General features: G+C 39.4%; 11 protein-coding genes. 5 read left to right on the top strand and 6 right to left on the bottom strand.

Annotated elements, in window-relative coordinates; translation table 11 throughout:
• Positions 1 to 73: 73 nt before the first annotated feature.
• Positions 74 to 769 (bottom strand): TIGR00266 family protein, encoded by a 696-nt coding sequence (locus tag FFM68_RS02270; protein ID WP_137617822.1) that lies wholly within the window; start codon positions 767 to 769, stop codon positions 74 to 76.
• A gap of 104 nt (positions 770 to 873) precedes the next feature.
• On the opposite strand from FFM68_RS02270, the gene FFM68_RS02265 reads away from it, so the two are divergent.
• On the top strand, positions 874 to 1,653 hold the full coding sequence (locus FFM68_RS02265) for an ABC transporter ATP-binding protein (protein ID WP_137617821.1): 780 nt from the start codon (positions 874 to 876) through the stop codon (positions 1,651 to 1,653).
• A 146-nt stretch (positions 1,654 to 1,799) separates the two neighbouring features.
• On the opposite strand, the gene FFM68_RS02260 is transcribed toward FFM68_RS02265, so the two are convergent.
• Together FFM68_RS02260 and ald are read right to left on the bottom strand one after the other, a co-directional pair.
• On the bottom strand, positions 1,800 to 3,500 hold the full coding sequence (locus FFM68_RS02260) for a M3 family oligoendopeptidase (protein WP_137617820.1): 1,701 nt from the start codon (positions 3,498 to 3,500) through the stop codon (positions 1,800 to 1,802).
• Between the two features lie 88 nt (positions 3,501 to 3,588).
• Positions 3,589 to 4,710 carry an alanine dehydrogenase gene (ald, locus tag FFM68_RS02255; RefSeq protein ID WP_137617819.1) on the bottom strand — a complete coding sequence of 374 codons (1,122 nt, stop codon included), beginning with the start codon at positions 4,708 to 4,710 and terminating at the stop codon, positions 3,589 to 3,591.
• A gap of 297 nt (positions 4,711 to 5,007) precedes the next feature.
• On the opposite strand from ald, the gene FFM68_RS02250 reads away from it, so the two are divergent.
• Positions 5,008 to 5,424 (top strand): hypothetical protein, encoded by a 417-nt coding sequence (locus FFM68_RS02250; protein ID WP_137617818.1) that lies wholly within the window; start codon positions 5,008 to 5,010, stop codon positions 5,422 to 5,424.
• Between the two features lie 20 nt (positions 5,425 to 5,444).
• Here FFM68_RS02250 and FFM68_RS02245 read toward each other — a convergent pair whose 3' ends face one another.
• Both FFM68_RS02245 and FFM68_RS02240 read right to left on the bottom strand, forming a co-directional pair.
• Positions 5,445 to 6,968, bottom strand: a complete 1,524-nt coding sequence (locus tag FFM68_RS02245; RefSeq protein ID WP_137617817.1) for an AcpB/EbpR/MafR family transcriptional regulator — start codon at positions 6,966 to 6,968, stop codon at positions 5,445 to 5,447.
• On the bottom strand, positions 6,940 to 8,457 hold the full coding sequence (locus FFM68_RS02240) for an AcpB/EbpR/MafR family transcriptional regulator (protein ID WP_137617816.1): 1,518 nt from the start codon (positions 8,455 to 8,457) through the stop codon (positions 6,940 to 6,942). Before FFM68_RS02240 ends, FFM68_RS02245 begins: the two co-directional genes overlap by 29 nt.
• A gap of 322 nt (positions 8,458 to 8,779) precedes the next feature.
• On the opposite strand from FFM68_RS02240, the gene hbs reads away from it, so the two are divergent.
• The 3 genes from hbs (at position 8,780) to FFM68_RS02225 (ending at position 10,944) form a co-directional block, all read left to right on the top strand.
• Complete coding sequence (gene hbs / locus FFM68_RS02235; RefSeq protein WP_137617815.1) at positions 8,780 to 9,055, top strand: non-specific DNA-binding protein Hbs; 276 nt, start codon at positions 8,780 to 8,782, stop codon at positions 9,053 to 9,055.
• Between the two features lie 145 nt (positions 9,056 to 9,200).
• A complete protein-coding gene (locus tag FFM68_RS02230; RefSeq protein WP_137617814.1) occupies positions 9,201 to 10,094 on the top strand; it encodes a permease in 894 nt (297 codons plus the stop codon).
• A 10-nt stretch (positions 10,095 to 10,104) separates the two neighbouring features.
• Positions 10,105 to 10,944, top strand: coding sequence for a TIGR03943 family putative permease subunit (locus FFM68_RS02225; RefSeq protein WP_137617813.1), 840 nt, complete (start codon positions 10,105 to 10,107; stop codon positions 10,942 to 10,944).
• A gap of 45 nt (positions 10,945 to 10,989) precedes the next feature.
• Here FFM68_RS02225 and FFM68_RS02220 read toward each other — a convergent pair whose 3' ends face one another.
• Positions 10,990 to 12,150, bottom strand: coding sequence for a cation diffusion facilitator family transporter (locus tag FFM68_RS02220; RefSeq protein WP_137617812.1), 1,161 nt, complete (start codon positions 12,148 to 12,150; stop codon positions 10,990 to 10,992).
• Between the last annotated feature and the right edge of the window lie 96 nt (positions 12,151 to 12,246).

Below are 12,246 nucleotides of genomic sequence, written 5' to 3'. Positions count from 1 at the left end.
ACCAACTTTCTACAACAGTGTCCTCCATATTCTACCTGTTCTCTTCAAGACTTACAATCCTGTCGGATAATCTTTAAGATTTCGGTAAAAAAGTACCGATATGGTCAGCGAAGCTCTCTAGATTGCGAGTCTGGATATAAACTGAGCCGCGGCCATGAAATTCGTTGACTACACCTTCACCTGTTTTGAAACCAAAAGTTCCTGAAGCAACTTTGATCTGATAATCTAATGAGCTGCTCCAAGCAATTACGTGCTGATTGTCGATGATGACAGGTTGGCTGCCGTCAAGTTCGATTCGTTCTATATCGCCAAAAGCTGAAACTAAGATTTCTCCAGTTCCAGCTGTCTCCATTACAAACAAACCACCTGTCCCGCCTAATAAGGCACCAGAAAGTTTCTGTCGTTTCATTTGATAGGTCACTTGTTCTTCGCTGGCAAGAAACGACTCCGTATTCAAGCGCCAATTTTCATCGCTGATATCTAGTGCGAAAATTTTTCCAGGAGCAGCAGGGGCGATGGCGATCATAGATCCGTTAGTGTGAGCAGTAGCTGTGCTGATAAAAAATTTTTCTCCGCTAGTGACTGAGCGGCCTAAAGCACTCAAGGCGCCACCAAACCCCGTTTTACCATTAGAATTCAAGTGTCCTTCCAATTCAATCTTACCAAGTTCATAGACCATTGCTCCTGGTTCGATTTGTATTTTTTCTCCTTGCTGCAAATAAATCTTCGCAATTGGTGCAAAAGTGCTGTCGGATAATTCATAGTTCATTTGTACCGCTCCTTTCAAATTCGTCTGTTAAATTATATCATTTCCTCTATCTTTTCTGTGAATTTTTGATAGGATTGTTAGAAGGGAAAATTGGAGGGGAAAGTATGGAAATTTTAGCTTTTGAACACGTTCAGTTTATTCGCCAACAAAACAAACTCTTGCAAGATATCAATTGGCGCATTAATTCTGGGGAAGACTGGGCGATTTTAGGCTTGAATGGCGCGGGAAAAAGTCTGATACTCAATATGATTTCAGGAAATTTATGGCCGTCAGAAGGAAAGTTGACCGTTTTAGGGGAAGTTTTCGGTCAGACGTCGATTCCTGATTTGACAAGGCGAATCGGCTGGGTGAGTCAGTCTTTACACGAAAAGATCCATCGTGATGAACAGGCGGAATATATCGTTTTATCCGGGAAATTCGCTAGTATCGGAATCTATCAAGCGTATTCAAAAGCAGATCTTGCAGCAGCCAAGCAACTTCTGAGTTCACTTGGAGCTGAGAAATTGATCGGGAAAGTTTTTCAAATATTGTCTCAAGGGGAAAAACAAATCGTCTTGATCGCAAGAGCGCTGATGGCTAAACCTGAACTGTTGATTTTAGATGAACCGTGTAATGGGATGGACCTATTTGCCCGAGAAGATCTGTTAAGGCGAATCGAAAGAATGAAACAAGCCGCGGACGCGCCAAGCTTGTTATATGTGACCCATCATACAGAGGAAATCCTACCGATGTTAAATCATGTGCTGATGCTGCGAGAAGGACAGATTTTTGATCAAGGTCGGCGAGAAGTATTGCTGAAAGAAAGTGTCTTGAATGAATTTTATCAACGTCCGATTAAGATCCACGCTATGAGCGCTGACCGGTTGATGGTTCTTCCAAAATAATTAGGAAGAATCTTGCTGGATAACAAAATAACTGGATAAGCAAAAAGGGCTGACAAGATATTTGTCAGCCCTTTTTGCTTAATGAACAGTATTTCAGCAGCTTATTTCTTGAAGTTGTCCACTTCGGTCTCAATCGCCCACTATTATTACACTAAGTCAGCCTCAGGGATTGCAGATAAATAACGATCGACTGCAGCTAAGAGTGTAGTCATTTGTTTGCGGTCAAATGGTGAAGCGAGATTTCCTAAAGCGACTGTTTCTAAAAATGTTTTGCTGCCGCCAATCCGACAAATTGCTAGATAATCTCTCCAAGTAGTCGGATCTTTTTCAACGATCCCACGCTGCCAAAATTGCAAAGCGCAAACTTGGGCTAAAGTATAGTCAATATAATAGAAAGGAACTTCAAAAATATGACCTTGGCGATACCAATAGACCCCACGTTCTAAGGCTTCTGAAGCTTGGTAGTTGCGTTCAGGACAATAGATTTTTTCTAGCTTACGCCAACAGTTTTTTCGTTTTTCAGCAGACCATTCGGGATGAAGGTAAACTTCTTCTTGAAAATGATCCACTAAAGCGCCATAAGGTAAAAATTGTAATGCACTGCTTAAATGAGCGAATGTATATTTCTCATGAGCTGCTCCGAAAAATTTATCCATCCATGGCCAAGTTAAAAATTCCATACTCATGGAATGGATCTCAGCAGTATCAGATGTTGGAAAAATCAATTCAGGTTCGTCAATCCATCGGGATAGGTAGCTTTGGAAAGCGTGTCCGGTCTCATGAGTCAAGACATCGACATCATCAGAAGTCCCATTAAAGTTTGCAAAAATAAAAGGCATTTGGACCTCGTCGATAAATTCGCAATAGCCGCCACTTTGCTTGCCCGAACGATTTGCCAGATCCATCAGATCTTGTTGGATCATTTGATCAAAAAAGTTTCCAGTCTCATTAGACAAATCGTGGTACATCGCTTGAGCTTTTTGTACCAATTCTTCACCATTTTTTTGTGGTTGAGGGTTGCCGTTTGGATAGACGAGCGGCAGATCATAATGTAAAAGGGTTTCAATGCCGAGGCGTTCTTTTTGTCGTTGGTAAAGTTTTTGATTGATGGGAACGACCTCATCGATAATGAACTGACGAAAAGCGCCGAGCTGTTTACGATCATAACTCCAGCGATTCATCAGCCGATCGCCGTACGCTACATAATTTTCAAAGCCTAATTTTTGTGCTTGTTGGTGCCGCAATTTTACTAATTGATCAAAGAGTTCATCAAATTTTTGTTCATTAACAGTGAAAAAATCTTCGTAGACAGCATGCGCCGCTTCACGAATGGATCGTTTAGGATCAGTAAAAAGCGCGGATAATGTTGCTAATGTGTATTTTTTTCCGTCAAACTCTAAATCAGCCGAAGCAATCAATTGCGTGTATTGACTGACCACTTCATTTTCTTGCTGTTTAAGTTCAATCACTGAATCAGCTAAAAGCCGCAACTGATCCTCTGCAAAAAGAAAGAGTGTCGCCGGAAATTCATCTTCTAGTTCCTTACGAAAAGGAGAAGATGACAGTGCTTCATAAAAACGATTGTGGATCTGATCGACGAGTGGGGCATGATGATCCCAAAAATCATTCTCTGTGCGGTAGAATCGGTCATTTGTATCAATCGAATGGCGAATATAAGCTAGCTTCATATTTTTAGCCATTTTGCTGCGGAACCGATTGAGTTCGTGTAAAGCCTCTTTAGCTGACTGGTAATTTGGTGCAGCGAGAAATCGCTGGTTGGCTTGATCAAAGAGTGTTTCATATTGAACCAAATCCGGCCGTTGGTAAGAAATATCAGAAAAATTCATAAAACGCCTCCTGAAATAAGAAATCTATCTTAGTATAACAAAAAACCTGTCAGCATACTGCCGACAGGTCTTTCCTGTAGGTGCCTCTTTATTTGCTTAGTAATAATTCATCGATGGAAGTATATTCCATACCTAAATCTTTTGCTACTGGTTCGATTGTAAGTTTGCCGTTATAAGTGTTGACTCCGCGGCGCAATGCTAAGTTGTCTTTTAACAATTGTTCTAGTGGATTATTAGCTAATAAGTTAGCATAAGCCATTGTACTGTTGCTCAATGCATAAGTAGCTGTTTGCGGAACAGCACCCGGCATGTTTGCTACGGCATAGTGAACGACGCCTTCTTTGACATACGTTGGATCATCGTGTGTTGTCACGCGATCTTCCGTTTCAAAAATACCGCCTTGGTCGATAGCGACATCGACGATCACACCATGGTCAGGCATATTTGCCACCATTTCTTTAGTAACCAGTGTTGGTGCTTTATGTCCGGGAATCAAAACAGAACCAATAACTAGGTCAGCTGTTTTTAGGCATTCTTGGATGTTAAAGCTGTTTGACATCATCGTTTGAATGCTGTTGCCGAAGATGATATCTAATTCTTTCAAACGCGGAACGCTTACATCTAAAAGGGTTACATTCGCGCCTAAACCGACAGCTAATTTTGCCGCATTTAAACCAACGACACCGCCGCCGATCACGACCACATTCCCGCGACGAACACCGGGAACGCCAGAAAGCAAGATCCCTTTACCGCCATTAACACGTTCTAAAAAGTTTGCTCCAATTTGTGCTGCCATTCGTCCAGCAATTTCACTCATTGGCGCAAGCAGTGGTAATGTATTATCTGCTGGTTGAACATTTTCATATGCAATCGCTGTCACATTGCTGTTTACCAACGCTTCGGTCAAAGGCCGATTCGCTGCTAAATGCAAGTAGGTAAATAGTAACAATCCTTTGCGGAAATATTGATATTCTTCGGGAAGGGGTTCTTTTACTTTCATGACCATTTCAGCCGCCCAAACATCTGCTGCGTTGTCGACGATAGTAGCACCTGCAGCGACATATTCTTCGTCTGAGATTGCGGACCCTTTACCGGCATCTTTTTCGACTAATACTTGATGCCCGCGATTGGTCAAATCAAATACTCCAGATGGGGGAAGAGCGACACGGTTTTCGTTGTTCTTGATTTCTTTTAGAATTCCAATAATCATTTGACACACTCCTTCTTGACTAATTGTGCACGAAAAGAATTCGTTTACAATGTAATTGTACAAGACTTTCACACAATTACAAATAAGAATTTAAAAAGTTTTTCCTGCCAATGAACGATTACGATCAAATGAAAACCTTTACATTTTCTAATTTTCGAACGATGGCTTGTTATGAGATACGTAGAGATCGGATCTTAAAAAAAAGATTATTATTTTTATAATGATCTATAAAATATTTGCGAAAATGAGGGTTACTAGTGATAATATGGAGGAAGGACAATAAGGAGCGAATTTACTATGCCGGAAAACCAACGGATTGATTTATTAAAAGAACAAGTCAGCTTTTTAGAAGCGCGCCTGACTCGTTATGAAGAATTGCTACAAGGATCAACGCTGAAACGGATCCTCTTTGGCGGAGGTCGAAGAGCAAAACTGAGCATTTTTGAAATCGTGATCGGTTTGATCGTATTATTATATACTTTTTTTAGGATCGATTTAAGCTGGATTTTTGCGGTGATCGTCATTTTGTCACTGATCGTGATTTTATTTCCAATGCTGCAGTTAAACGTGATTCGCAAGAAAAACGGTAAAGAGAAATACCAACGGATGATCGATAGTTTGAAAGCAGAGAAAGCTTCGATGGATAAAGAGTTGCTACGCTTGATTGCTGAAAAAAATGCGGCTGAGGCAGAAGAGAGCAGCATAAAGAAATAAGGAGAGATGACAAAATTTTGTCACCTCTCTTTTTTAGTTAAGGGTTGATAGCCTCGCTTACTGATCTGATCAACTAGCTGTTGAATCTTATTCAGCGATTGGATACTAGGACAAAGTTCTACAGCGATAATCGGTGTCTGACAAGTAGGCACATCAAAAGTCGAGGTACTGATAACGATGTCGTATTTTTCAAAAACCGCCAGATAGCTGTTGTCCTGTAATTGTTGGACGTTCACTTGCTGAATGTCATAATTTCCTCGAATAGAAAAGCGCAAAAGTTCAGTCAACAAACTTTCCTGCATTTTGGAATCGGTCGAAACAACCAGCAGGTTAACAGGTTTTTCAGATTGTTTCATCCCGTTTAGGCAGGTTGGGACGGCTGCTACGATTTGATAAATATAATTGTCAATAAATTCCGGTGAGTCAAAAAGTTGGTAATCCTCGGTAAATTCGACGACTAAGTTGCGTAGCTGATAGACACAATGAGCATGGAAAGTTTCCAGTAACCGCAGACAGTCCTTTTTTCGATCTTGCAGTACGCTGATGAATTCTTTTGTCCCAGCATGAAAGAGGTGTTGATTGATCAATATCGTTACCAACTGTTCTTTTTGTTCTTCAGTCAAAGGATCGACTAACATCTGACTGAGTTTTTCGGCCAACTCATAATGAGTCTCATAATGATACGCCAGTGAATAATTTGTTTTTAAGATTTGTCGCTTTTGCTTATCACTTAATAAGAACAAATCTGAATAAAGCAGCCAGAAGCTGTCCTTCATAATGTCTTCAGAATAAAGGATCTTCAGTTCTCTTCGCAAATGAGGACCAAAGCGAGTGACAGCACGTTGACTAGGAGCCGTGATGCTGGTTGATTTTAAACTGCGCGAACTTATGCGATGTCCTTTTGAAATTCGGACGAGACTAATAAAAAAAGACAGCCGCAAACGATTGTATTGTGCAAGAGAAACAGAAAGCTGATTGTTTTCAATTATTGAATGAATGACTGCATCACCAAGTTCAAAAAATTCTGGACTAAAACGAGTATCTGCTCGAGCCATCTTTTTTTCAGATAGGTATAAGAAAAACAAATGGCGAATCGCGGTTTCATTACCTGTCAGCCGAAAAGGGCGCCGGTGAATCGTTAACTTCCAAGTACCAAGAGCCGCCTGCAAATCTTTCATCGCTACTTGGATCGTCGTCAAACTGCAAAATAATTTTTGTGAAAGCTCAGAAAGACTATAGCATTCTTCGAAAAAAATCGCTTCTAAAACTTTGAAGGCCATGGATTGGTTGAGCAGAGTCGAGTAAAGGACATCTAAAGCCGCATTATCTTTGAGTTCTAGTTGGTACAGACTGTTTTTTCGCACGATTTTGTAATAATCACTTTGTGAATTAACTGAGCGAATATCATTTAAAAGAGCCGGCGGAGTACAGCGGGTAATTTTAGCCAACTCTTCACTGGAACGGGCATGTTGAGAGTAATACAGCGTTTCAATCAAGTGCAATTGCCGCTGACTATCACGTTTGAGCAGTGGGCGTAAGTTCATGATATCTTTCCTTTCGTGAGGGAGATGAGCGAAATTGGTTAATAAATTGTTGGATCTGTTCAAAATCTTTCGCAGTAGGATAAGTGTTGACCGCGATCATCGAACAAGTCGCCATCCGTTCGATCATTGTTTTGTTGGTGATGATCAAATCATATTGCGAAGTCAGCGTTTCTAAATCAGCAGATAAGGATAACGAGTGATCAAAATAATCATATTGGACGGTTCCTTTGATGGCGGTCGGAAAAGTAGAACACCAGAAACGCTGCTGATTCACAGTATCTGACAATAAGAGTACTTTGATTGGATTCGCTGGATCGACTAAACGTGGCAGTAAATGATCAATGTTCGTAAGCAAGCAGCTGAGATAAATCGAAGAAAGTACTCTGCGCTCTTTTAAATCCAGAAAATCATTGACGATTTTTTCAAGCTGTATAAACTCTCGCTTATATTTTTCATCGACCAAACGCAGTAATTTATCTGTTTCTTGCAGAATCTCAAGCGGGTAGTTAGTTGGAAAATAAGCGAACAATTCATTGCCTAAAAGTCTTAAAATTTCAACCATTTCTGTTTGCGAAAGCGGATCTGTCAGTAAAGCACTGATCCGCTCTAATAACAGCCGATGCTCTGTGTAAAAAGCAGCTAACGACTTGTTTTTTTGTTGTGCAAGCAATTGCTGGTGTTCGTTTAAAATCAATTGATGAGTAAACAAGGGCCAGAGGCAGTCGACTAAGTGGAGCTCTGTAAAGGTTGAAGCTGTTTCTCGTTTGATTAGTTGAATCAGGTGGTCAGACTCAGCCGGGAAGATCAAGTCGCTTTTAAAAAAGCAGTTCTGCATAAAATGTCCTTGTTTTTGACGTTGCAAGCCAATCAAAAAATGATGCATCAAGTAATCATAACTATTTCCAGTAGTCGCCAAGTTATTTTCGGACAACAGTTGTCGGAGAAAAGGATCAATTGCAGCTGTCAGTGTTTGTGAAAAGCCATAGTCAGTCAGTGTCGCACGAGACTCTTTGAAAAAAAGATAAAAGAACCGGCGAATCACTGCTTCGTCTCCAGTAACATGCAAAGGTCGATGGCAAATAGAAAGATCCCAAACAGTCATGACCAGTTTTATATTTTGCAAGCAGCGCTGCATATTTGAAAAACTGCAATTTAAGTTGAGTGCGGCCGTTTGAATGCTGTCATTTTCTTCAAAAAAGAGACTTTTGATCGTTTGAAACTCCAAGCAGTTGCGTAAAATATCGGCGTAAACAACATCAATCGTGGCATCAAGATCAAAATCAATAGTATACAGCCCTCTAGTTTTAGTGATTCTAAATGATAGGTCAGCCATATTTAAAAATTGAGTATCGCTGATCAACGTCGGGCGTGAGCAATTTAGAGCCATCATCAATTGTTCAGAAGAAAGGGAGTCTTTTGCATAATATAATTCTTCAACCAGATGTAAATACCTAGTCGTTTCTTTTTTTAGTAACGCTCTAAGATTCATTCTTGAAGCTCCTTAAATAATTTTTTATTTAATATAATGTTCAAAGAGGATCAAGACAAGCACCAACGCTACATTTTTTATTTTTCTATGTTATTTAACTAATTGCTGAACAAACTTATTTCAATTTAGGATACCAAGTTAATAGGGATCAAGCCAAAGCATTTTAGAAAATCTTGAATAATTTTTTTATTTTTTTATTTCTGATAAATAAAAAAGAAAGAATCGAAAAAAAGAGAAATAGAGTGTTAAGTGTTGCCTTTCTCGACAATAACGAATAAAATTGTTTTGAAATACATTAAAAAGATAGTGGAGGCCATATATTATGATCAATAAACAAAGCTTAGTTGAACAAGTAGCAGAAAAAACTGGATTAACAAAGAAAGACGCAGCATCAGCTGTAGACGCTTTATTTGAAGGAATCCAATCATCATTGAAAGACGGCGAAAAAGTCCAAGTAATCGGCTTTGGTAACTTTGAAGTACGCGAGCGTGCTGCTCGTAAAGGCCGTAATCCTCAAACAGGTGAAGAAATCACCATCGCGGCTAGCAAGTCACCCGCATTTAAAGCCGGCAAGCAATTAAAAGATGCCGTAAAATAAAGTTGAACTGCCTGCTCCTAGGAGCGGGCTTTTTTTTTATAAATGATAAAAAAGAATTTAAAAAAAGTTTGTGAATGGAATTTTTCTTGTGTCTTTTGGTAAAAAAGAGTATATCTTAGAACAGTGAAAAATTTGGAGGAGACACATGTTTAATTTTCTACCACATTCGGTTTTGCAAATGAGTACGATTTTTTTGTCGATCGTCATTGAAGCAATTCCTTTCGTCTTATTAGGTTGTCTGATTTCAGGTGCATTACAAGTTTTTTTGACACCGGAAAGAGTACAAAAAATAGTACCTAAAAATAAATTTCTGGCAATTCTTGTTGGCTCTTTTTTGGGCTTCTTTTTTCCATCTTGTGAATGCGGCATTGTGCCGATCGTTACACAATTCATGCGCAAAGGTGTGCCAGAGCATACAGCGTTTGCATTTATGGTGACTGCACCGATCATCAATCCGATCGTCTTATTTTCAACGTATATCGCTTTTGGTAATAGTATGAAATTTGCCTTGTTACGCGCTTTAGGGAGTTTCATCGTAGCCTTGATCATCGGGACATGGATCGCATATTTTAATCGTTCACCGATTTTAAAAGCGGATTTAGTCGAGCAGATTGATCATCATGGAGCGTCTGAGAAAACAGGTGTAAATAAAAAAATTTGGTCAGTCTTCGTTCATGGAATCGATGAATTTTTTGATACCGGTCGCTATTTGATTATCGGCGCGCTGATTGCCAGCGGGATGCAAGTTTTTCTACCAACTCAATTTATGCTGCAGCTGACATCGACGAAAGTTATCGGGATACTAGTGATGCTCGTTTTAGCTTTTACAATGTCGCTCTGTTCAGAAGCCGATGCGTTTGTTGGGTCATCTTTATTGAGTTTGTTCGGGTCCAATGCCATTATCGCCTTCTTAGTTTTTGGACCAATGGTAGACATCAAAAACTTGATGATGATGAAGCGCAGTTTCCACGGTAAATTTATTTTACAGTTGATCGCTTTGATTAGTGTGGTCGTAACGATCTATGCATTAGTGATATAGGAGGAACCTCATGATACGTTTTCTAATTTTATCGGGCTATTTTGAATTGATGATGTACTTGCAAGTTTCTGGCCGATTGGATCAATATATCAATGTGCATTATCGCTACTTGATCTTTTTAACGATGTTTTTGTCCCTAATATTTGCTTTAGTTCAGTTGAAAATCTGGACAGAAGGAGAAACACACAAAGAAAAAACACATTCCGGTCACGGCCATGATCATGGATTGACAAAACCTTACCAACGCGGGATTGCCTATCTGTTGCTTGTTTTGCCGTTAGTAGTCGGTACATTGTTTCCAACGATTAGTTTGGACACAACGATCGTTGAAGCAAAGGGCTTTAGTTTTCCAGTAAGCAAAGAATCTGTGGGCGATCCAGAGATGAATACGCAGTATCTAAAGCCAGACACAAGCATTTATTACAATAAAAGTGATTATAATGAACAAATGACTAAGTTAATGAAAAAATATGCGGCGGATCAAAAATTAGAGGTCACCGATGAGAATTACTTAGAAATGATGGAATTGATTTACAATTACCCGAATTCTTTTGTAGGTAAAAAGATATCTTTTAATGGATTCGTTTATGAAACGACTTCAAAGAATCAGAAATATGATTTTCTGTTCCGTTTTGGGATCATCCATTGTGTTGCCGACTCAGGTGTTTTTGGTCTGATGACTAAGTTGCCAGCGAATATGACAGTCAAAAACAATCAATGGCTGCATGTGGAAGGAACGATCACCCTTGATTTCTTCGAGCCTTTCCAACGTCAAATTCCTTCTGTTGCGGTCGACAGCACACAGATCGTAAGCGCACCGAAAAATCAATATGTTTATCGAGCATTTTAAATAAAAAGGAGAAAAAATCAAGCGCTGATTTTTTCTCCTTTTTATTTATAGTAGGTAGGTTCTATCAAAAGTGATCATTAATTTGGCAGGGGTATTTTGAGTAATAAAACGAGTGCTGATCTGATCTTGCAATTGGGAGTTGGTGACTTTTTTTAATTCTGCAGGAACGACTAGATCAAAGTAAATCGTTTCAGGGGTCGTCTCCTTATCTACTCGTAAATCGTGGAAACGAAGCTGTTGATGGATCTCTTTCAAAATCTTTTTCAATTCAGGCGCGATCCGTTTAAAGTCAGGATCATCCAGCGGGTAAGGATCTAAATGGCAGACTAAATCGACGCCCAAATTTTCTTTGACTTCGTATTCAATTGCGTCGATGACTTCATGGGCATGATGCAAGCTCCAGTCCTGGTCAACTTCGATATGGACGGAGGCAAAAATACTATTCGGCCCGTAGCTGTGGATCAGCAGATCATGATAACCGATAATGTCAGGATAGTTATCCAAATGTTTTCGAATCGCTAGAACTTCTGCTTCAGGTGGTCGTCCGCCCATTAAATCACTAATGAAGCTCATGATCATTCTAATTCCTGAATAGATAATATAAAGAGCGATCAAGAAACCGATATAGCCATCAATTCGCCAACCACTGAACCATTCAATGATTGCTGAGAGCAAAACTGCGACTGTTGTATAAACATCATTGAGACTGTCTTGAGCCGTCGCTTTTAAAGTATCTGAATCAATCTCTTGACTTAATTTTAGATACATATGGGATTGCCAAAATTTTATTAAAATGGATAGCACCAACACGATATAAATAATAGGTGAGAGCAAAACACTACTTGGATGCAAGATTTTAATAAAAGAACTATCCAAAAACCGGATACCGACGTAAGTAACTAAAATGGAAATGACAAATCCGCTGATGTATTCAAAACGTTCATGTCCGTAAGGGTGGCCTTCATCGGCTGGCTTGCCGGCGATTTTGAAACCAGCAAGAGTAATAAAAGAAGAAGCAGTATCCGATAAATTGTTCATAGCATCCACCATGATTGAGACACTGCCTGAAAATGAGCCAATCAAAAATTTAGCAAGAAATAATATCAAATTCGAGATTAACCCTAAAATTCCTCCTAAAATGCCAACGCTAGTTCGTTTATTTGCTTTCCAACGTTTGGTAATTTTAGTTATTAAAAAAGTTAGCATAAAAATCATCCTTATCAATCAATTGGTACTAGTATAACTGAAACAGTAAACAATAAGAAGCCAAATCTATCACTAGAAAACAATAAAAGTAAACCT

This window comes from Enterococcus xiangfangensis (assembly GCF_005405365.1).
GTDB lineage: Bacteria > Bacillota > Bacilli > Lactobacillales > Enterococcaceae > Enterococcus_A > Enterococcus_A xiangfangensis.
Note: the sequence above shows the minus strand (reverse complement) of the source record. Positions and strands in the feature narration are given on the sequence as shown.